This is a genomic window from Cryobacterium flavum (assembly GCF_900103805.1).
GTDB classification, from domain to species: Bacteria; Actinomycetota; Actinomycetes; order Actinomycetales; family Microbacteriaceae; genus Cryobacterium; species Cryobacterium flavum.
In genome coordinates this window covers 164986-186234 of the sequence record NZ_FNIB01000008.1, presented here as the reverse complement: position 1 = coordinate 186234, position 21249 = coordinate 164986, and the positions used below count along the sequence as shown (strand labels likewise).

The window sequence follows — 21249 nt, the reverse complement described above, 5'->3', positions numbered from 1 at the left end:
GCACCGGCTGCAGAAGCGCCTCGATCAGATCTGGCTGCGGTAGCTCTCCGCGGTGGCGATGAGTGCCTCGTTCCACGACGTGGCGGCGACACCGAGTTCACGCTCGGTCTCGGTCGCATCAATCACGAACGGCACCACGAACTGGTAACTCGACGCCCACACTTCGTGCATCATCGGATTGGCCACCCCGAGGGACCGCAGCAACAGCTGCGGATAGCCGGTGACTTTTCCCCGTGTGCCGTAGTGCGCATTGAGTTGCCCCACGATGTCGACACGGCTGACGGTACCGCTCGGAACGTGCCAGATTCGGCCCCAGTCGCCGGTGTAGTCTGCCGCGGCGATGAGCGTGGTCACGATGTCGGGCAGGTAGCTCCAGCTGTGCGCGAGGTGCGGCTTACCCACGACATGAGCCGTCTTTGAGCGAAGAACAGCGGTGAAAAACGCTTCGCCCAGGTGCGCGGTGCCGGTGGCCCCAGGCCCGAAGTAGTCACTGGCCCGCACCTCGACAGCACGAATGTGGCCGGCGTCATGCGCGGCGCGCAACTTTGCCCAACCTTCGCGGCGAATGAGTCCCTTGGCTTCGGTGGTCGTTTCGCTCGAGTGTTCGGTCATGGCGCCGGTCGGTGACCCATAGGAATACAGGTTACCCATCACGACGATCCTGGCACCGGTAGCGGATGCGGCGGCAATCACCGCCTCGTAGATGGGCGGCCATTGTGCAGCCCAATCGGTATAGGGCGGATTCGTGCAGAGAAAGATGGTGGAAGCATTAGCTGCGGCGTGCGTAAAAGCTGCCGGATCACTCGCATCCAGTACCAGAGCAGTCGCGCCTGCGGCGGCCGAGCCCGAGCGGGTGGCAATGGTCACGGTGTCGCCGCGCGCTGCGAGGCGTTCGGCCAGGGGGCGGCCGATGAGGCCGGCTCCAACAACAAGGTGCTTGCTCATGGGATCCATTCAGTTCGGTGGTCGCGTCGTGCGATTAACGCCGAGTCTGACAGACGGAATATGCCGGTGCACCAGAAACGCTTGATCAACCCCCTCCCGTGCGGGCGTATTCCGGCGCGATGTCACCCGCGCGGCGCGTAATGCTGCAGCGTCACCGACCGGGTTATGACGGCCCGCATCGCCTCGAGGCTGCCCGAGATGAGCCGCCCGGTGCGCGCCTGCACGAGCACGTTTCCGAAGGCGGTTGCCTCGACCGGACCAGCGATCACGGGCAGTCCACTGCGGTCGGCGGTCAACTGGCACAGGAGGGCGTTTTGCGATCCGCCGCCAACGATGTGGATGACCCTCACGGTCTTGCCCGACAGCTCCGAAGCGGTGCGAACGGTGTGTGCAAACGCCTCGGCCAGGCTCTCGCAAATTGCGCGCGTGACCTCCGCCAGAGTGTGCGGCACAGGCTGATTGGCCTCGAGGCAGCACTGCGCAATGCGCGCGGGCATGTCGCCAGGCGTGAGCAGGCGCGGATCGTTGGCATCGAACACCGAACCGCGCGGTAGGGCCGCGGCCTCACGGATGAGTGCAGGAAGGTCGATCTGAAGTCCCGCCCGCTCCCACGTGCGGATGCTCTCCGACTGCAGCCAGAGTCCCGTGATGTTCTGCAGAAAGCGGATGCGACCGTCCAGTCCGCTTTCGTTAGTGAAATTGGCGACGCGGGCCGCCTCGCTGAGCACGGGCATTTCCAGTTCGACCCCGGCGAGCGCCCAGGTACCGCACGAGACGTAGGCGAATTCATCGCCCCGGGCAGGCACTCCGACCACGGCTGAGGCCGTGTCGTGCGACCCCACGGTGACAACGGGGATCTGCCCGCCAACCTCGGCTTGCACGGTCGGCAGCAGTAGGCCGAGCGTCGTTCCAGGTTCGACCAACTGCGGGAACAGGCTCGCTGTGAAGCCGAGGCTGTTCGCCAGCTTGGTCGACCAACCTCGCGTGTGTATGTCCAGCAAACCCGTCGTCGAGGCGTTGGTGTGCTCGGCGACAGGCACGCCAGTCAGCCAATACCCCATGAGATCGGGTATCAACAGGGCTGTATCGCCAGCTTGCACCCGTCCGGCAAGCCGGTCGGCGGTGAACTGATAGACGGTGTTTATCGGCATGAACTGCATACCGCTGGCGGCATACAGTTCCTTCTGCGAGACGAGCTCATGGGTCGCCCGCACGCCCTCGAGTGTGCGCTCGTCGCGGTGCGAGTAGGGATTGCCGAGCAGCGCACCGCCACGCAACAACCCATAGTCGAGCCCCCAGGCATCAATTCCGATGCTGCGCAGATCAGGCTCATCAATCACTGCTTTGCGGAGGCCGATCAGGGCTGAACGAAACAGTTCGAGCACGTTCCAGTGCAGCCCGTCTGTTGTTCCCTCCCAGCAGCGCACGGGGTTGTTCAAGAATCGCTCGACTACGTCTAGGCGCACAGTGTCAGCGTCGAAGCGACCGACCACGACACGTCCACTGGTCGCGCCGAGATCGATTGCGGCGACAGCTGCGCGGGTCATCGGGTCATCGCAGGAACGCGGCGGCGACGCCGGAGTCGACCGGGATATGCACACCCGTCGTCCGGCTCAATGCGGGGCCGGTGAGCACCCACACCGCGTCAGCGACGTTCTCGGGAATGACCTCCCGTTTCAATATAGTTCGGTCAGCGTAGAACTGGCCCAGGTTCTCTTCACTGACGCCGTAGGTCTTGGCCCGATTAGCGCCCCAGCCCGACGCGAAGATGCCAGAACCCCGCACGACACCGTCAGGGTTGATGCCGTTGACGCGGATTCCATACCCGCCCAGCTCAGCAGCGAGCAACCGAACCTGGTGTGACTGGTCGGCCTTTGCCGCCGAATATGCGATGTTATCCGGGCCAGCGAAGATCGAGTTCTTCGAGGAGATATAGACGATGTCGCCGCCCATTCCCTGCTCGATGAGGGCGCTCGCTGCGGCGCGCGAGACCAGGAACGATCCCTTGGACATGACGTTGTGGAGCAGATCCCATTCGGTCTCAGTGGTCTCCAGCAATGAGCGCGCAATGGACAGCCCGGCGTTGTTCACGACAAGATCCAGACCGCCGAATGCCATCAGCGTTGCATCGACCGCGGCTTTCACGGCGTCGGCGTCGGAGACGTCGACAGCGACGCCGATGGCCACATCGACGGAACCTAATTCCGCTGCCGCCGCCTGCGCCTTCTCCAGGTCGAGGTCCGCGACGACGACGCAGGCGCCATCAGCCGCGAGCCGTGTGGCGATGGCTTTGCCAATGCCCGATGCCGCTCCGGTGACGAGGGCGATCCGGCCTTGGTGGCTCTTGGGTTTCGGTATCCGCTGCAGCTTCGCCTCCTCGAGTGCCCAATATTCAATGCGGAATTTTTCTGCGTCGGAGATCGGGCTATAGGTGGAGAGCGCCTCGGCGCCCCGCATGACATTGATGGCGTTGAGATAGAATTCCCCGGCCACGCGAGCGACCTGTTTCGTGGCACCGTAACTGAACATTCCGACCCCAGGAACCAAAACGATGGCCGGATCTGCGCCGCGCATGGCGGGGCTGTCTGAGGCTGCATGCTTGTCGTAATAGGCGGTGTAGTCGACGCGGTAGGCCTCATGGAGTGTCTTCAGTCGCTCGATAGACGCTGCGACGGATGCTCCGGCCGGCAAGTCGAGCAACATCGGCTTGACCTTGGTCCGCAGAAAATGGTCTGGGCAGCTTGTGCCGAGAGCAGCAAGTTTGGCTGCATTGGCACTACCGAGAAATTCCAGCACGCGGGGGTCGTCGGTGAAGTGGCCGACCATCGGCTTGTCCTGCGAGGCGATGCCTCGAATCGTGGCAACGAGAGCGGCGGCTTTGGCTCGGCGTTCGTGCTGTGGCAGCGCGGTATTCTCGGCGACTGCAGCACCGAACGGTGTCTTCGAACCCATCGCATCGATGTAGGCCTGGGCGGTGTCGATAATCCAGCGGCTGTTCGCCTCGCATGTAGTCGATGTCTCGCCCCACGCCGTGATGCCGTGTCCGCCGAGGATGCACCCAATGGCATCCGGATTTTGCTTCTGGAGCACAGCGATGTCGAGTCCGAGTTGGAATCCGGGTCGGCGCCACGGTACCCAAAGCACCTTGGAGCCGAAAATCTTCTTGGTCAGCGCTTCGCCGTCGGTGGCGGTTGCGATCGCGATGCCCGAGTCGGGGTGCAGATGGTCGACGTGCTGGGCATCGACTAATGCATGCATCGAGGTATCGATCGACGGTGTCGCACCATTGGTGCCATGTAGGCAGTAGTCGAATGCTCCCACCATCTCGTCCTCGCGCTCCACCCCCGGGTACACGTGTTGCAGGGCGCGAAACCGGTCGACGCGCAGCACGGCAAGACCGGAGGCGGCCAGCGTGCCGAGGTCGCCGCCGGAACCCTTGATCCAGATCAATTCGACCGGCTCGCCCGTGACGGGGTCGGTGTCGGTGCCCTTGGCGGAGGTGTTTCCACCAGCGAAGTTTGTAACCTTGGGATCGCTGCCCAGCCTGTTGCTGCGAGCGACCAGTTCGGCCGCGGTTCGGTTCGTCATCGTTCTGGCTCCTGCTCCTGCGTCGGTGAAGGTGGTCTGCTGGATGACCATACGCTAAATGTGCGCAGTTGTGAAACATAACAAATAAGCACACGAAAGGTCACGACTCGTTCGTGGCTGCTTCAGCGCAACTCGACGCGATCTCGAAACTCATCGAGCTGGCTGTCGCCCGGGTCGAGCTCGGTGATGAGAACTGCAATCTTCGACAATTCCAGGGACGCCGCCGTGGCCTGCTGGTGCAGCTTCGACGAGTCGATGCAGAGCACGATCTCCTTGGACACCCGAGCGAAGGCCTGCTTCATCTGCGCTTCGGCCAGCGAAACCTCAGTGGTCCCGAACGTGGCGTCCACGGCACTGGCCGATGCGAAGAACCTGACGTAGCGCAACGATTGGGCGGCCTGTACCGCCAGTGGGCCCACGAACGTGTCCGTTGATTCTTCCGTCTCGCCACCGATGAGAATGGGGTTCACTCCGAGGGTTCCTTTGAGACTCGCGTAGGTCGGATAGGAATTCGTACTCACGATGAGACCGGACCTCGGACCCAGCCTGCTCGCCATGGTTCCAACGGTCGTCGACGCATCGAAAGCGATAGAACCGAAACGTGGAACCAGAGCCAGAGCTTTGTCTGCGATGAGTTCTTTCGCCCGCGAGCGCACGGAACGCCGCTCTTCGAAGGGGCGTGGGCCGATGACCGAGATCGCTCCGCCACGCACGCGGCGCAGGAGTCCTTCCGCCTCGAGATCGGCCAGATCACGACGGATGGTCATGGCTGAGACACCGAGAGTCCCTGCGGCCTCGGTCAGTCGAATGACGTTCTCGTGCTCAAGCGAGGCCAGCAATTGCCGGCGTCGCTCTTCGGATTCGGTACTTCCGGTTGTGGCCACCACGGTCTCGATTCTTTGTGACTTGTATGTTAACTTTTCGCGTTACCTAACACTAATACACTTATCTGCCTGAGTTTGTGGGAGCGAATGTGTGTTGAATAAATATATTGACGCACAACGAGTGTGGTGTTACTGTCCCAAAAGACGGTTCATTGAACCGGTCCTGTTGGCAGCGTTGCCTCCTGGGTGATGCACGAACTGAAAGATGAGTGTCACCGATGACCTCTGAGGCCTACGAAAATATCGTCACATCGGCAACCGCGCACGATCGTGCGTTGGACGCCGGCAAGGGAATTGTTCGGTTTGCACCCACCTGGGTTCCCCGTGCTTTTTGCACTCCTGGCAAGCGCATCCGACTGCACCCGGATGACTATTTCCCGCTCGGCCAGGGGCGCGGCGGCATTGACGAGCGCTGGCTTGCCTCGTCGATTCGCGCTGACAACGGTCCACTCACCGGGGCCCACGAAGGCCTCAGCCTCGTCGTCGACCCCGACGGCGGCCTCCTGCCCTTCGATGATTTTGTCGAGCACCATAAGGCCGACGTGATCGGGTCGCGATTGTGGGACCGCTTCGGAGGCTGGACGATGTACTCCAAGTTCTACGACAACCTGATGCCCCTGCCCTTCCACGTGCACCACTCTGACGAGAAGGCCGCACTCGTCGACAAGGTAGGAAAGCCAGAGGCGTACTACTACTCGCCCCATATGAACGACAACCTGGGCCTGCAACCCATCTCCTTTTTCGGATTTCAGCCGGGCACTACCCGCGACCAGGTCAAGGAGCGTCTCATGCGCTTCGCCGATGGTGGCGACAATCGCATCACCGATCTGTCGCTCGGATACCGAACTCAACTTGGAACGGGATGGGACATTCCGGCGGGTGTTCTGCACGCTCCGGCGAGCATCTGCACCTATGAGCCGCAATCCGCCAGCGACGTGTTCGCAATGTGCGAATCGTGGAGTAACAACAAGGAGGTCCCCGAGGAGTTGCTCTGGAAGGACGTGCCCCCAACGCACCACGGCGACTATGAGTTTCTTCTCGACCTTTTGGACTGGAAAAAGAATCTTGACGTCGATTTTGTACCCAACCGGTTCATGCGTCCGTACAGCACCTCCACGTCAGCGGCCGACGGCGGTTCAAGCTATGTCGAGAACTGGATCGTCTTCCGCTCCACCTCATTTAGCGCCAAAGAGCTCACGGTACGCCCAGGCCAAACGGTAACGATCAGGGACCAGGATGCTTACGGCGCCCTCTTTGTTCAGGGCGGCGGCACTTTCGGAGTGCATGACGCGCAGGCAGCGACGCTCATCCGTTTCGGGCAACTCAGCCAGGACGAGTTCTTCGTCTCCGAATCGGCGGCCCGTGCTGGCGTCACGATCACCAACCGCAGCGCAACCGATGACATCGTCATCCTGAAGCATTTCGGTCCCGGAAATCTGGAGCTGGGCGTTGTCTGAAATCTTCGGAACCCCCGTCGGCCAGGCCCTCCTCCGGGTCGGATCGCTTGATCAGGTCGCGCGCGTCGATCGCTTCGTTGAGGATGATGGTCCGGCACGTGGTGCTCGCCGATTCCGAGTGGTGAACGGCGGCGGGTTCGAGTTCGACGTTCATCCCGACCGCGCCCTCGATATTGGTGCCGCGACCATTAATGGGATCCCGCTTGCCTGGCTCTCATCGACTGGCATCACGCGTCCCGACGCATACGAGCCTGCCGGGCGAGGGTGGCTCCGCACCTTTGGCGGTGGCCTCGTGACGACCTGTGGACTCGACACCTTCGGCCCGCCCGCCGACGATGAGGATGGCGTGTCCGGCATGCACGGCCGCATCGGGGCCGTGCCGGCGCGGGTGACGGAGGTCACAGTGACTCCCGAGCTGATCACCGTGGCCGGGGATGTACGCCAGACGGGCGTATTCCAGGAGAATCTCGTGCTGCGCCGCCGCATCACCTCGCGTGTCGGGTCCACCTCCTTCACGATCGAGGACACCGTGACGAACGAGGGCGAGAGCGTGAGCCCACACATGGTGCTCTACCACGTCAACCTCGGGTGGCCGCTGCTCGACGCTGGGACCGTCATCGACATCCCCGCCGCCTCCGTAACGTCCCGTGACCCCGACGCGGCCACTGGTTTCAACCAGCGGGCTGAAATTGGTGAGCCCAAGGCCGGCACGCGCGAGCAGGTCTATATCCACACCGCTGGCGATGAGCGCGTCGCCCGGGTGACCAACGCGGCCCGGGGATTGACATTCACCCTCCGTTACTCCGAGACGCTACCGGCGATCTTTCAATGGAAACTGACCGCCACAAAGCACTATGTGCTGGGTCTCGAACCTGCAAACACCCCCGAAATCCAGGGCCGCGCCGCTGCCCGCACCAACGGCACGTTGCCCCGACTGGAGCCGGGCGAGAGCCGTACCTATGTGATCGAAATCGACGTGAGCGCAGCATGAATTACACCGCACTGTTGGAACTCCATGGCGTTACCAAGACTTTCGGCGCGGTGGCCGCGCTGGTCAACGCAGAGCTGGTCCTCAAGGCCGGCTCTATCCATGCCGTCATCGGCGAGAACGGCGCGGGCAAGTCGACGCTCGTCAAGATCATCGGCGGTTTGTACCGCCGCGACGCTGGCACATTTCTGCTGGATGGGGAAAGCGTCGACTTTCACAACACGCGCGAGGCAAAAGCCGCGGGCATCGCTGTCATCTACCAGGAGCCAACGCTGTTCCCCGACCTTTCGGTCGCCGAGAACCTCTTCGTTGGCCGTCAGCCGTACACCCGATTTGGCGCGCTGGACCGCGCGAAAATGCGCCGCGAGACTCGCGAGCTCACGCAAAGGCTTGGCGTGCCGATCGATCCCGACCGCGAGGCGCGAGGACTGTCGATCGCAGACCAGCAGGTCGTCGAAATCGCCAAGTCAATCTCGGTCGGCGCCAAGGTCATCGTCATGGACGAGCCGACTGCGGCGCTGTCGGGAATCGAGGTCGAGCGTCTAATGGGCATCGCACGCCAGCTCCGCGACGAGGGAAAGGGCCTCATCTTCATCTCCCATCGGTTTGACGAGGTGTTCGCCCTCTGCGATGTCATCACCGTCATGAGGGACGGCAGTTACGTCGCCACGAACTTGACGACCGTCACGACCGAAGACGAGATCATCCATCAAATGGTTGGTCGAAGCGTCGACAACCTGTACTCCAAGCAGGAAGCACTGATCGGCGAACCCGTACTCGAGGTGGAGCACCTGACCAGCGCCGGAGTTTTCCAGGACGTCAGTTTCACCGTGCGTTCGGGTGAGATCGTCTGCCTGGCCGGCCTCGTCGGTGCCGGTCGAAGTGAGATCGCCCGCGCAGTGTTCGGCGTGGACCCCTACGACTCTGGATCGGTTCGAATGGGCGGTATCAGCGTGCCCCGGACGAGCCCCGCGGCGGCGATGCGACTCGGCATTGGCTTCGTTCCCGAGGACCGGCGCAAGCAGGGCCTGGCGATGACGGCGGGCATACAGAGCAACATCACTCTCGCGATCCGCCACAAGCTGGCCCGATTCGGATTCATCATCGCACCGCTCGAAGAGCCGAGCGCTCGTACTTGGGCGGCGCGCTTGCAGGTCAAAATGTATGCCCTCGACACCGAGGCACAAATGCTTTCCGGCGGAAATCAACAAAAGGTCGTACTCGGGAAGTGGCTGGCCACAAAACCGAAGTTGCTGATCGTGGACGAGCCGACCCGTGGCATCGATGTGGGCACAAAGGCCGAGGTGCACCGCCTGCTGTCCGAGCTGGCCGGAACCGGCGTCGCGTTGCTGATGATTTCGTCCGAACTGCCGGAGGTCATGGGTATGGCGGACCGTGTGCTCGTGGTGCGTGAAGGTCGGATTACGGCGGAACTGCCGCGCGCGACGGCAACTCCCCAGAATGTGATGTACGCCGCGACGCACGCACCGGAGGTGGCCGCATGAGCGTGACGCACACCGTCCCGGTGAGCCAAGGACGGCGTTCATTCTTAGGCAGGATCCTCCGCGCCCGCGAGGTCGGCCTGATCGTGATGATCTTCGCGCTCGTGGCGCTGACCAGTGTGACGCAACCCGGGTTCCTCTTCAGCGACGGCGGATGGCGTGAGCTGCTTCGGCAGCCGACGATTCTGATCCTCATCGCTCTCGGCGAGGCGATCGTGATCATCACCCGCAACATCGATTTGTCGGTCGGCTCGATCCTGTGCCTCTCGGCGTACGCGGCCGGGAGCTTGTTCTCCAACTTTCCGGGTATCCCGATACCTCTGGTCATCCTGAGCGGCATCCTCCTCGGGGCCTTCCTGGGACTCGTTAACGGCCTGCTGGTCGCCTTCCTCAGAGTGCCATCGCTGGTTATCACTCTGGGCACGCTGTACACCTACCGGGGGATCGCGATCCTCTGGATCGGCCCGCACTTTATTCGATCCAGCTGGTTGCCTGACGAGTACCGCTCCTTCGGTACCCTGCAGTTCCTGGGCATTCCGGTATTGCTGATCGTTGTCGCGATCATCGTCTTGCTGATTGGATGGTTCATGACGAGTCGGCGGGTGGGCCGCGACCTGTACGCGCTCGGTTCCAACCCCGAGGCAGCCACGCTGTTCGGGCTCGGCGAGCGTCGTCTGACGGTCACAGCCTTCGTCGCGAGCGGCGCCCTTGCCGGTCTCGGCGGGCTCGTTTACCTCGCGATCTTCGCGACCGGTGATGCGCAGGTCGGTACCGGATATGAGCTGCAGGCTGTAGCGGCAGCCGTGGTGGGCGGAGTCGCCATCGTCGGCGGATCCGGCACGATCTGGGGCGTCGCACTGGGCGCGTTTTTTCTCGCCACCATCAGCAACGCGCTTCCCGTTCTCGGAGTGCCGAGCCTCTGGCAGCAGTCCATCGTCGGTGTGTTGATCGTCGGCGCCATCCTGCTCGACCGCATTGTATTCATCACCCGCATTCGCCGGGCGAAGAGAAAGGGGACTGCGACATGAGCGCCGACACCGCAACGATCACGACCAACGCCGTAGGTCATGCTGCCGCACAGTACCGCAGGCATAGCCGCACGCTGTGGCGCCGGATGCTGCTGCGGACAGAGACGGCAATCGTCCTGGCCATCATCCTGCTGATCATCTTTGCCATCACCACGGTGCCGTATTTTGCTCAGCCGTACACCTACCTAACGATGATCCTGAACTCCGCGCCGATCCTGCTCATGCTGTTGCCGGTGACCCTGATCATTATCACCGGCGACATCGATCTGTCGGTCGGCAGTGTGGTCGGCTTCTCAAGTGCCATATTCGGGTTGAGCTTTCACGCTGGAATTCCCCTTCCACTGGCCGCCGGGGTCGCGGTCGTTGGCGGTGGCTTGGTAGGCCTACTCAACGGCGTGCTCGTGACGGTCGTCGGATTGCCGAGCCTGGCGGTCACCATCGGCACTTTGGCGCTGTTTCGCGGCATCGCCGTCGGGCTGCTTGGCACCACGGCGATCACGGGTTTTCCGAGTGAGGTCACGCAGTTCATCGGCGCTCCGCTTTTCGTCGGTGCTCCAGCTCCGATGGTGACCGTGGCGATCATCGTGGTCGCGATCGGTTTCGCGGTGGTATTGCACCTCACTCCGTTCGGACGCGGTGTATTCGCCATCGGGTTGAGCTCCGAGACGGCCGCGTTCTCGGGCGTTCGGGTCAATCGCACACGGCTCATTCTGTTCGTTCTCAGCGGGCTGGTCGCGTCGGCGACCGGTGTGTACTACACGCTGCAGTACAGCAATGCGATTGGAACGAACGGCCTTGGCTTTGAGTTGCAGGTCGTGACAGCCATTGTGCTGGGCGGCGTCTCGATTTGGGGCGGCCGCGGTTCAATACTTGGGGCACTGGCCGGCGGCGTGCTGATCGCAACGCTGAACAAGACGCTGCAGCTCGCCGGTATCGGCTCCGACACGATCAGCATCGTCACTGGCGCCACCCTAATCTTCTCCGTCGTTGTCGCCGGTATTGCGGGATTCATCTCGCGGCGGCGGCGGTCGAAGGCCTCCGTGATCGCGGCAGGCGTTGAAAAGCACCGGGCAATCCCAAATCCGAAATCTGTACCAAGCAACCACTAGAAAGGCAAAACAGTGAATTTCACATTCAGTAAGTCGGCGCACAGGCGCGCTGCATCCATCGCCGTGGCCATCGCGGCCGCGTCGGTGCTGCTGGCCGGCTGCGCCGCACCCACGGGCGGCTCCACCGGGACCGACGCCGCTGGCGCCGGAAGCTTGACCGTTATCCCCAAGAGCCTTGGTAACAAGTACTTCGAGGCCTCGGACAAAGGTGCCAAAGCAGCTGCGGACGAACTCGGCCTTGACTTCTCCGAGGTCGGTCCGACCTCGACCGGTTCGGCCGATCAGGTTCCGTTTATCCAGACGGCGATCCAGACCGGCCAGAAGGCGATCGCCATCGCGGCGAACGACCCGGCTGCCGTTTGCAACGATCTGAAGGCGGCACAGGACGCTGGCGTCAAGGTCGTTGCCTTCGACACCGACACCGACTGCCGCGACATCTTCATCAACCAGGCCACGGTCGATGGCATCGCCCAGGGACTGGTCGACCTGACCTCGAAGCACCTCGGAACGGCCGGAGGCACCATCGCAATCCTCTCCGGTGGTGCCAACGCCGCAAACCTCAACGCCTGGGTCGATGCGATGACTGCTCTCATCGAGAAGGAACACCCGGAGATCACGATCGCCCAGGTTGCATACGGCGAAGACGTTGACCAGAAGGCCTACCAAGCAGCTCAGGGACTCATGCAGAGCATTCCGGATCTCAAGGCCATCATCGCTCCGGACACGGTGTCGGTGAAGGAAGCAGCACACTACCTGTCTGACACCCCGCAGTTCCAGGGCAAGGTGTGGGTCACTGGCCTCGGTCTGCCGAGCGAAATGGCGACTTACGTCACGAGCGGCGTCATCGAGCAGTTCGGTCTCTGGAATCCTGAGGACCTGGGGTACCTGGCCACCTACGCCGCGGACGCGCTCACTCAGGGCACGATCACAGGCAAGGAGGGCGACAAGTTCACCGCTGGAAAGCTCGGAGACTTCACTGTCGGCGCCGGGGGAGAGGTTGTCCTCGGCCCGATGTTCGTGTTCGACAAGTCCAACGTCGGTGACTTCTCGTTCTAAGCACAGCTGCCAGCTGACTCCACCCGGGTCGAGCTGAATCAACACAGGGGGTGGAGCCTGCAACGTTCTTCGTTGCAGGCTCCACCCGTCCCCAGCAGGATGGAGGAAGACGATGGCGACCATTCACGATGTCGCAAAATATGCGGGCGTCTCGGCGGGCACCGTCAGTAACGTCCTCAACCGTCCCGGCTACGTCGCCCCCCAGACTCGGGAACGCGTTCTGGCGGCAATCGCCGATCTGGGTTTCACCCCCATCCAAAGAGCCCGCAAGTACCCTGCCGGTCGCCAGCGCACCCTGGGGCTCGCCCTGGCCGATCTGGCCAATCCGTTTTTCGTCGACGCCGCCCTGGGCGCAGAGGCCGAAGCGAAGTCACTCGGCGTGGGAGTAGTCATTGTGCACAACGGCGACGATGTCGCGCGTGAACAGGACAACCTCGACCTGCTCGTGCAGCAGCGCGTTCACGGCATCATGATCGCGCCCGTGCGCGCCCTCGACGCGACGGTCGAGCGCCTCGATGCCCGCGATATCCCCCTCGTCTACGTGGACCGCGTAGACGAGAAGACCGAGCGTTGCTGGGTCAAGACCGACGATGTCGCGGGAGGTCGGCTGGCTGCCGAGCACCTGATTGCGCTCGGCCACCGTAACGTCGCCTTCGTCGGCAACTTCGCCAGCAGTCTGCAGGCCAATCGTCGCTTCGACGGCTTCGCCGCGACGCTCGCTGAAGTTGATGTTGTTCCCGAGCGAGTCCTTACCGACTCGTGGCGAATCACCGATGGACGAATGGCAGGCGCAGCGCTCGCCGCACGGGCCACCGCCGAACTGCCGACCGCGATCATGTGCGGCAACGACCTCACCGCGCTCGGCGTGCTCCTCGAGTTCGCACACCGCGGCATCCGCGTACCAGACGATGTCTCGATCGTGGGTTTTGACGATCTGTCCTGGTCGGAAGCAGCCACTGTTCCTCTTACGACCGTACGTCAGCCGCGTGAAGAAATGGGCCGGCAAGCAGTGCGCCTGCTCCTCGACGAGATCGACCGTGGCGAGGCCCATGCGCACCACCACGAACTGCTGGTCCCCGAACTTGTCACCCGCGCGTCGAGCGCGGCCCCACGCCCGATGCGCTCTGACAACTGAAGCGCTGCCCACTCTTGACCCATAAGGAGATCCCCATGGTTACCATCTGGCAACCCGAACTTGTGACCGACGATCTCGTCGCCCTGACTCATTCCCTGGGCGAGCCCGCCAAAGACTTGGTGATCCTGGCCGAGGGCAACACCTCCCAGCGCCTCGCCGATGGTCGAATCGTCGTGAAGGCATCGGGAGCCTACATGTCTGCTGTGACTCGTGACGACTTCGTCGTCACCGACGTTCAACCTCTCATCGACCTGATGGATGACGCCACCTCGACCCAGGAGGACCTCACCGAGATGCTCGATGCGGGTGAGCATACCGGCACGAGGCGGCGCGCGTCGATCGAGACGCTCGTGCACGTGGCCGTGCAGTCGGTGCAGCCCACCGCCTATGTCGCGCACACCCATCCGACATCGGTGCTCGGTCTGCTCGCAAGCGTGCACGCGGAGTCCGCCTTCGCGCAGTGGGTCTACTCCGACGAGGCCGTTGTCATCGGTACCCCCCTCTTCGTGCCGTACGCGGCGCCCGGTATCGCGCTGGGCCGGCTCTTCCTTCAGCGTCTACGCGACTACGTGGCGACGCGTGGCGAGCTGCCATCGGTCGTACTGCTGGGCAATCATGGCATTGTCGCGATCGGCGGCAGCGCAGAGGCCGTGGAGGCGATCACCCTCATGACCGTCAAGGGTGCACGAACCCGAGTGCAGGCGCTGTCGATCGGTGGGGTGATCGGCCTCGGTGACGACACCGTGGCACACTACTTCGAGCGCACGGACATGGCAGAGCGCCGCAAGAACCTCGCAGGCACCGCCTGATGCCCGTTGGAACAGGTCCACAGTGGCGATGACAGCGCTGTGGATCGGCATTGATCTTGGCACTCAGAGTGCGAAGGTATCCATCGTCGACGATGAAGGGTCTGTCGCCGCGTCATCCGCTGTACCCCTGGTAAGTCGGCGAATGGGCGACCGACACGAACAGGATCCGCAGGATTGGATCAACCATGCCGGTGCAGCGCTGGCCGTGGCACTGGCGTCGCTACCGTCCACGGCCGTGGCCCGCATCGCGGGGGTATCCATCTGCGCGACATCGGGCACCATCACAACAGTGGATGCCGCGGGTCGGCCGTGTTCGGCTGGCCTCATGTACGACGACGCCAGGGCTGAAGCGATCGGACCGGAAGCCAACCAGTCTGACCCGGTGCGCTGGGCGCGCTTGGGCTACAAAATTCAGCCGACCTGGGCCCTGCCGAAGATCGCCTGGCTCGCACGCAACGGCATGCTTTCCGAAAAGCGCTGGATCGCCCACCAAGCCGACGTGCTGGCATCCGCAATCGTCGGAACGCGTGTCGCCTCTGACTGGAGTCACTCCCTTAAATCGGGATACGACCTGCTGGCACTGGAATGGCCCGTCCGTGCCCTCGACGCACTCGGCATCGACCCCGACCAGCTGCCGAGCGTCGTCGCTCCCGGCACCGAGCTCGGCCGATCGGGCGCATGGTGGGCCGATGTGACCGGGTTGCCCGTCGGTATTCCCGTCTTCGCCGGAATGACCGACGGCTGTGCCGCGCAGCTCAGCGCCGCCACTCTTGGCCTGGGTGACTGGCACACCACGATCGGGACCACCATGGTGCTCAAGGGCGTGTCCAACCGCATCATCATCGACGACGGCGGAGCGGTCTACTCGCATCGCGCGCCCCACGATGGACTGTGGTTTCCGGGCGGTGCCTCGAGTGTCGGTGCTGGAGCGATCACCGCAACGCTACCCTCCATCGACCTGGCGGGGGCATCCTCCCGCCTGAGCGGCCTGGGGCACCGGCTCTCATCGATTCCGACAAGTTATCCCCTGGCCGGTACCGGCGAGCGCTTCCCCGTGATCCGCCCCGATGCTCCAGGGTTCGTCACCGTTGACGGGATTAATTACAGCCTCAGCGCAGCTGTAACTCTGCTCGACCCAGACCTTCTCCTCGCCTCGATCATGCTTGGTATCGCCTGCGTCGAACGCCTCAGTCTTGAGATGATGGCTCGCGCTGGCGCCGCCGTCGACGGCACATTGAGTTCGTCGGGGGGAGGCACGAACAACGAATGGTGGACCCAACTTCGCGCCGATCTGCTCGGACGCACGATCAGTATTCCGCGATCGTCCGAGGGGTCGATTGGCATGGCTATCCTGGCCGCGTGGGCGGGGACAGCCGGAAGCTCGCTGCCCGAGACCGCCTCGCGCATGTCGATCGTTGGGCGGGTCGTCGAGCCGCGCTCCGCTCCGGCGGCGCTCTGGAACGATCGCTACGACAGATTCGTCGCCGAACTCGGCTCGAAGAACTGGATCACACCGTGACGACCCTGTTTCTCGTGCGTCACGGCGAGACCACGTGGCACGCCGAAAATCGCTATGCCGGAAGCTCAGATGTCGCGCTCACCGAGCTGGGTATCGCCCAGGCCGAAGATCTTGCACGCTGGGCCCAGGGGCAGTCGATCGACGCGGTCTACGCTTCCGACCTGTCGCGCGCCGTGACCACCGCCACTCCATCGGCCATGGCGCTCGGGCTCCCTCTCAGCGTCGTTCCAGCGCTGCGTGAAGTCGACTTTGGGCGAGGAGAGGGCCTGACTTCTGCCGAAATGAAGGCAACCTTTCCCGAAGAAACCGCCCGATTCGTCGAACATCCAGGTACATCCCCGCTGCCGGGGGCCGAGTCGGGGGTCGACGCCGCCGAGCGAGCATGGACTGCCCTCGAGGCGATCGCCGCGAAGCATCCTGCCGGAACGGCGCTCGTTGTCATGCATTCGACCCTTATGCGCCTCATTCTCTGTCGCGCGTTGGGGATTCCGGCAGACCGCTACCGCGCGGTCTTCCCCGCAGTGCTCAATGTAGGCATCACGACGGTGTCCTGGACGACGCAAGGCACCGCGCTGCTCAGCTACAACGTGCCGCTGACACCTTGACGACCAAGCTCAACACCCTCCAAGAGAACAGGATCACATCATGACCACTTTCGCTTCGATCGAGCCGCTTCTTGCGCAGCAGGCCATCGAGCTGCCCTCCTGGGCGTTCGGTAATTCCGGAACCCGGTTCAAGGTGTTCGAAACGCCGGGCACCCCGCGCACCATCGAAGAGAAGATCTGTGATGCCGCCACGGTCAACCAGTACACCGGCCTCGCACCCAAGATCGCCCTACACATTCCGTGGGACAAGGTCGATGACTATGGGGCGTTGCGGGCGTTCGCCGCCGACCAAGGACTCGCCCTCGGCACCGTCAACTCCAACACCTTTCAGGACGACGCCTACAAGTTCGGCAGCCTCACTCACACCAACGCGGCGACGCGCCAGAAGGCCATCGACCATCACTTCGAGTGCATCGATATCATGCACCAGACCGGGTCGACCGACCTCAAGATATGGCTGGCCGACGGCACCAATTACCCCGGCCAGGGCGATATCCGCGGCCGCCAGGACCGGCTCGCCGAGTCGCTCGCCGCCATCTACGCCCGCCTCGGCGACGACCACCGACTGGTGCTCGAATACAAGTTCTTCGAGCCCGCTTTCTACCACACTGATGTACCCGACTGGGGAACCAGCTACGCGCAGGTGGTCGCGCTCGGTGAGAAGGCCAGCGTCTGCCTCGACACCGGCCATCACGCTCCAGGCACCAATATTGAATTCATCGTCGCCCAGCTGCTTCGCCTCGGTAAGCTCGGCTCCTTCGACTTCAACTCGCGGTTCTACGCCGACGACGACCTCATAGTCGGTGCGGCCGACCCGTTCCAGCTGTTCCGCATTCTCTACGAGGTCATTCGCGGCGGCGGCTACGGCCCGGAATCGACCGTGGCATTCATGCTCGATCAATGCCACAACGTCGAGGACAAGATCCCCGGGCAAATTCGCTCGGTGCTCAACGTGCAGGAGATGACCGCCCGCGCGCTGCTCGTCGACCAGGACGCCCTGACCCTGGCCCAGAACGCCGGCGATGTGCTCGGAGCCAATGGCATTCTGATGGATGCCTTCTACACGGATGTGCGCCCCTCGCTCGCCGCCTGGCGCGAAAGCCGGGGTCTCCCGGCCGACCCGATGACGGCATATGCCGCATCCGGGTACCAGGCAAAGATTTCCGCCGAGCGCGTTGGCGGCAGCCAGGCCGGCTGGGGCGCTTAAGCGGATCCACGACTTCGATTGAGCGCCGTCCGTCAGCGATAGCGCATTCCTAGCCTGACTTGGTGAACGGAGCGCAGCGAGAGGTCTTGATCAGGCCGTCCGAGGCCTGCACGGTTACCAGGGCCGGACCCGAGCTGATGTTGTTGTCTATTATGTCGTCGCCGGTGGCATTTAGTCGCGCCCACTAGCAGCTCGATCCGCCATCCGACGAGTACGTACCCGGCTGAATATCCGTGCCAACCCGAAATGTTCCGTCGCCAGCGAAGGTGTTGGCAGCGACGACGTCCTCGGGCCGTGCTCGGTCGTGCCGGCGTAGGCGCCGATGGTGTTCGCGAGCAGCTGCCCAGTGGATGTATTACTCGCGTCGAGCACGGAAATTGCGAAGTTTCTCGTGCCGTCGTGCGGCGCGGAACGCCGGAGAGTGTTCTTCGCTGAATTCGCTGGCGAGTTGGCTGATCGAGCTTCGAATGCACCGGTCGGCGACGTCTTTTGTGTGCAATAGGCTAATGCTGCCATGGGTTTCTCATGGAATGCACAGGTGATGTTCACCCTGTGCCCGCACACACATCAATCTTGGGGAGATTACGACATTTATGTCGCTTGAAAACACGCCGCCGTCCACGCCACCGAATCCGTTCCAGCCTGGATCAATGCCGCCGACTCCGCCCGCGCCGACTCCGCCCGCTTCTGACCAGGCAGCTCCTGCTCAGGCAGCGCCGACACAGGCAAACCCTTACGCCGTGCCAGCCGGACAGCCCCTGGCCCAGGGGCCGAGCGCTCCGAACGCGTTCTCCACGATCGCGCCGCGCGCGTGGCGGGGAGCCATCGCATCCGCTGGAATCGGATACGGAGCGGCGTTCGTGGTCGCGCTCCTGACGGTTGCTCTGACCGGGCTTCTCACCGGCTGGGAGATGTTCTCGGCCGGCTGGCTTGTATCCGGCCCGGTGCAGTTGGTCGCGATGGCAACGTTTGGCCAGCTGAGTGCGTCGGCAGAAGTTGACTTCTTCGTCGCCTTCTCCGGCAGTATCACCGTCGGGGCGTTGCCGCTGTTAGTGCTCGCAGCTCTGCTGGCCGGAATTTATCTGTCCAGTCGTTTCGTGGGGCGCGGGGTTTGGCAGACATCCTCGGCCCTCATCCTGTCGGCCGTGTCCGGGCTTACGCTCGCCATTGGTGCAACAGTGCTGGCGGCCGTGCTGCCCGTGCAGTTCCCCGACCTGCAGTTGGACATTCCTGTCGGCTCCACCTCCGCGGCATCCGTCGGTTCCTTCCTGGGTGCTCTGGTCATCGGATTCGCCGTTTCGTATGTGGCTCGTTTGCAGGCCACAGACGGATGGTCACGCCTGGTCGCCCGCGCAACCTGGCTGCCTTGGGGCACCGTGCGCATTGCGGCCCTGCACCTCGGCACGTTCATCGCTGTCATGGCGGTCGTGCTGGCCGTTCTGACTCCGCTGTCTGAAGCCGACGAATTCGTCGGTGTGCTCCCCGTATTCCTGTTCACCATCGCTATCAACGCCGTCGTGATCGGTCTGCTTGGCGCCTTCTCCGCAGACTTGAGCGACCTGGAGCGTGCGCTGTCCGGCCTGGGCGGCGCGTCCGACGAGCAGCCTCAGCAGAGCATTTCAGTGTTCACCGAGGGAGTCACCGGTTTTATCTGGCTCATCGTGCTGCTCGCCGTCATTCTGGCGGTTGTCGCCTCGCTGCTGCTCGCGGTTCGTCGCAACCGTGTGCTCCCGGCCCCCACGTCGTGGCTGGCCACCATTGCCACGTACCTGGTATTCGGCTTGATTCTCCAGCTCCTCGGCAGCGCATTGTTCACGGCGTCGATGACCGCCCCCGAGAGGGCCTCGGCCTCGGGAACGTTCGGCCCCGCTGCATGGACCTTTCTGATCTTCGCAATCTGGGGTGCTGCCATTGAGGCCCTGACGCGCTTCGTCGCACCGGTTGTCCTGGCCTATGCAACGCCAGGGACCATTGGCGCCCTGGTTAAGCTCTCGGGTCAGGAACGTTTGCTGCCCGTCGTGCCGACGGCACCGCTCGTGCCCGCTGCAGCCGGTGCGCCTCTTGCCGCAGGGATGCCGTACAGCATCGATCCCGCCAGCGCTGCCGCCGCCAGCGCCTATCCCACCCTGGCCGGCCAGCCGGGTGCGGCACCGCTCCCGTTTGCCACCACCACCATGTCGCCGGCCACCGCCAAGCGTGTCAAGATCGGCGCCATCATCGTCGGTGCGGCTGTGCTGCTCGTCATTGCTGGCAGTGTGGCCGGCGGCATCGTGCGTTCCTCGGTGTTCGGCCCGCAGAATGTCGCTACCGCCTACCTGGATTCATTGGAAAAGGGCAACGCTACGACGGCTCTGAAGCTGCTGGGGTCGTCAGCGGATGCCGGCGACGGCCTGCTCTCCAACGACATCTTTGGGCTGGCAACCGATCGCATCAAAGACGCCGCCATTTCGGACGTCACCATTGTCGGAGATGTCGCCGAAATCGAGGTGCACTTCAAACAGGGCGGAGTTGCCGATTCTGCCGTGCTGAAGCTCACCCGCACGAGCACCGCCTGGCTGATCGCTGATAAGTGGTCCATACTGAACGCCGAGCCGGGCCAGATCGATGTCTACCTGCCGTCCAGAATGGGCGATGTTGACCTCGAGGCGAACGGTACGTCGGTCGGGACGACAAAGGACGGCGGGCTGAACCTTCCGGCTTTCCCCGGCACCTACGAAGTGGCCGTTCCTGCCACCGAGTATTTCGAAGAATCATCCGTGACCTATGTCGTGAGCGGGCTGCTCGGCGGCTCCGGTGAGTTCGAATCGAGTGACGACGTGTTCACGGCCACCCCAACCGCAGAGTACGAAGCCGCCGCCCTGGAAGCCGTCAACACGCTCATCACGACCTGCCTCGCCGCGGGCGAGGCCGCGTCCGACGACTGCCCATACCTGGGGTACATCTCTTCTTACTACTCCAACGTGGTCTACACCCTCGTGACGGCGCCCGACCTCACGGTGGACCTGTCCTACGAGGAGGGTGGTCTGACGGTCAGCACCGACACCTACGGAGTTGTGACCATGGCGTACGACGTCAACTACGGATTTTCCTCCGAGATCCGCCATGAATCCGAGGAGAACTACCTCACGGTCAACGCTGAGGTCAACGTTGTTGACGGCGAGGTCGTGGTGACCGAGGTCTACTAACCCATCACCACAGCACTCAAGGTTCGGGTTCGGCGCGAGCCGAGCCCGAACCTTTTTTGTGTCGGGGGAGGGCATACGCGACTACCCCAATAAGGGGGTATCTGAGGGTATTTCATGATATAGATTTGGCTGAGGGAAATTCCCCTGGACGACTCGCGGCAATCAAGCGAGGCGAAGTTGCCGAATGCGTGCCTCTTCTGCCTTTCCGTGAAGCGTTTCACTGAACTAAAAC

The 21249-nt window shown here is 63.1% G+C and carries 16 protein-coding genes; 12 read left to right on the top strand and 4 right to left on the bottom strand.

Annotated features, from left to right (window positions below):
* Nucleotides 1-24: 24 nt before the first annotated feature.
* The 4 genes from BLS91_RS13425 to BLS91_RS13410 form a co-directional block, all read right to left on the bottom strand.
* Complete coding sequence (locus BLS91_RS13425) at nt 25-945, bottom strand: NAD-dependent epimerase/dehydratase family protein (protein ID WP_159433859.1); 921 nt, start codon at nt 943-945, stop codon at nt 25-27.
* 122 nt (nt 946-1067) lie between these two features.
* Entirely contained in the window at nt 1068-2492 is a 1425-nt protein-coding gene (locus tag BLS91_RS13420; protein ID WP_092341261.1) for a rhamnulokinase, read from the bottom strand.
* A gap of 4 nt (nt 2493-2496) precedes the next feature.
* Nucleotides 2497-4533, bottom strand: a complete 2037-nt coding sequence (locus BLS91_RS13415) for a bifunctional aldolase/short-chain dehydrogenase (protein ID WP_092341315.1) — start codon at nt 4531-4533, stop codon at nt 2497-2499.
* A gap of 122 nt (nt 4534-4655) precedes the next feature.
* Nucleotides 4656-5420, bottom strand: coding sequence for a DeoR/GlpR family DNA-binding transcription regulator (locus BLS91_RS13410; RefSeq protein ID WP_233197162.1), 765 nt, complete (start codon nt 5418-5420; stop codon nt 4656-4658).
* A gap of 215 nt (nt 5421-5635) precedes the next feature.
* On the opposite strand from BLS91_RS13410, the gene BLS91_RS13405 reads away from it, so the two are divergent.
* The 12 genes from BLS91_RS13405 (at nt 5636) to BLS91_RS13350 (ending at nt 21017) form a co-directional block, all read left to right on the top strand.
* On the top strand, nt 5636-6874 hold the full coding sequence (locus tag BLS91_RS13405; RefSeq protein WP_092341260.1) for a cupin domain-containing protein: 1239 nt from the start codon (nt 5636-5638) through the stop codon (nt 6872-6874).
* Nucleotides 6867-7865 (top strand): aldose 1-epimerase family protein, encoded by a 999-nt coding sequence (locus BLS91_RS13400; RefSeq protein ID WP_092341259.1) that lies wholly within the window; start codon nt 6867-6869, stop codon nt 7863-7865. The genes BLS91_RS13405 and BLS91_RS13400 overlap by 8 nt, the downstream gene beginning before the upstream one ends.
* On the top strand, nt 7862-9367 hold the full coding sequence (locus BLS91_RS13395; protein WP_092341258.1) for a sugar ABC transporter ATP-binding protein: 1506 nt from the start codon (nt 7862-7864) through the stop codon (nt 9365-9367). The genes BLS91_RS13400 and BLS91_RS13395 overlap by 4 nt, the downstream gene beginning before the upstream one ends.
* Nucleotides 9364-10392 (top strand): ABC transporter permease, encoded by a 1029-nt coding sequence (locus BLS91_RS13390; protein ID WP_092341257.1) that lies wholly within the window; start codon nt 9364-9366, stop codon nt 10390-10392. The genes BLS91_RS13395 and BLS91_RS13390 overlap by 4 nt, the downstream gene beginning before the upstream one ends.
* Complete coding sequence (locus tag BLS91_RS13385) at nt 10389-11501, top strand: ABC transporter permease (protein WP_092341256.1); 1113 nt, start codon at nt 10389-10391, stop codon at nt 11499-11501. Before BLS91_RS13390 ends, BLS91_RS13385 begins: the two co-directional genes overlap by 4 nt.
* Before the next feature lie 12 nt (nt 11502-11513).
* Nucleotides 11514-12557, top strand: coding sequence for a rhamnose ABC transporter substrate-binding protein (locus tag BLS91_RS13380; RefSeq protein WP_092341255.1), 1044 nt, complete (start codon nt 11514-11516; stop codon nt 12555-12557).
* Nucleotides 12558-12669: 112 nt separating this feature from the next.
* Nucleotides 12670-13692 (top strand): LacI family DNA-binding transcriptional regulator, encoded by a 1023-nt coding sequence (locus BLS91_RS13375; RefSeq protein WP_092341254.1) that lies wholly within the window; start codon nt 12670-12672, stop codon nt 13690-13692.
* A gap of 35 nt (nt 13693-13727) precedes the next feature.
* Nucleotides 13728-14501: a class II aldolase/adducin family protein gene (locus tag BLS91_RS13370; RefSeq protein ID WP_092341253.1), complete on the top strand. Its 774-nt coding sequence runs from the start codon at nt 13728-13730 to the stop codon at nt 14499-14501.
* 28 nt (nt 14502-14529) lie between these two features.
* Nucleotides 14530-16020: an FGGY-family carbohydrate kinase gene (locus BLS91_RS13365; protein ID WP_092341252.1), complete on the top strand. Its 1491-nt coding sequence runs from the start codon at nt 14530-14532 to the stop codon at nt 16018-16020.
* Complete coding sequence (locus BLS91_RS13360) at nt 16017-16625, top strand: histidine phosphatase family protein (protein ID WP_092341251.1); 609 nt, start codon at nt 16017-16019, stop codon at nt 16623-16625. Before BLS91_RS13365 ends, BLS91_RS13360 begins: the two co-directional genes overlap by 4 nt.
* Before the next feature lie 40 nt (nt 16626-16665).
* Entirely contained in the window at nt 16666-17832 is a 1167-nt protein-coding gene (rhaI, locus tag BLS91_RS13355) for an L-rhamnose isomerase (RefSeq protein ID WP_092341250.1), read from the top strand.
* 740 nt (nt 17833-18572) lie between these two features.
* Complete coding sequence (locus BLS91_RS13350; protein WP_092341249.1) at nt 18573-21017, top strand: hypothetical protein; 2445 nt, start codon at nt 18573-18575, stop codon at nt 21015-21017.
* Nucleotides 21018-21249: the final 232 nt, after the last annotated feature.

Coding starts and splice junctions, on each gene's coding strand:
- BLS91_RS13415 (WP_092341315.1), bottom strand. CDS start 4,533: ATGACGAACCGAACCGCGGCCGAACTGGTCGCTCGCAGCAACAGGCTG.
- BLS91_RS13395 (WP_092341258.1), top strand. CDS start 7,862: ATGAATTACACCGCACTGTTGGAACTCCATGGCGTTACCAAGACTTTC.
- BLS91_RS13420 (WP_092341261.1), bottom strand. CDS start 2,492: ATGACCCGCGCAGCTGTCGCCGCAATCGATCTCGGCGCGACCAGTGGA.
- BLS91_RS13375 (WP_092341254.1), top strand. CDS start 12,670: ATGGCGACCATTCACGATGTCGCAAAATATGCGGGCGTCTCGGCGGGC.
- BLS91_RS13425 (WP_159433859.1), bottom strand. CDS start 945: ATGAGCAAGCACCTTGTTGTTGGAGCCGGCCTCATCGGCCGCCCCCTG.
- BLS91_RS13390 (WP_092341257.1), top strand. CDS start 9,364: ATGAGCGTGACGCACACCGTCCCGGTGAGCCAAGGACGGCGTTCATTC.
- BLS91_RS13365 (WP_092341252.1), top strand. CDS start 14,530: ATGACAGCGCTGTGGATCGGCATTGATCTTGGCACTCAGAGTGCGAAG.
- BLS91_RS13405 (WP_092341260.1), top strand. CDS start 5,636: ATGACCTCTGAGGCCTACGAAAATATCGTCACATCGGCAACCGCGCAC.
- BLS91_RS13385 (WP_092341256.1), top strand. CDS start 10,389: ATGAGCGCCGACACCGCAACGATCACGACCAACGCCGTAGGTCATGCT.
- rhaI (WP_092341250.1), top strand. CDS start 16,666: ATGACCACTTTCGCTTCGATCGAGCCGCTTCTTGCGCAGCAGGCCATC.
- BLS91_RS13370 (WP_092341253.1), top strand. CDS start 13,728: ATGGTTACCATCTGGCAACCCGAACTTGTGACCGACGATCTCGTCGCC.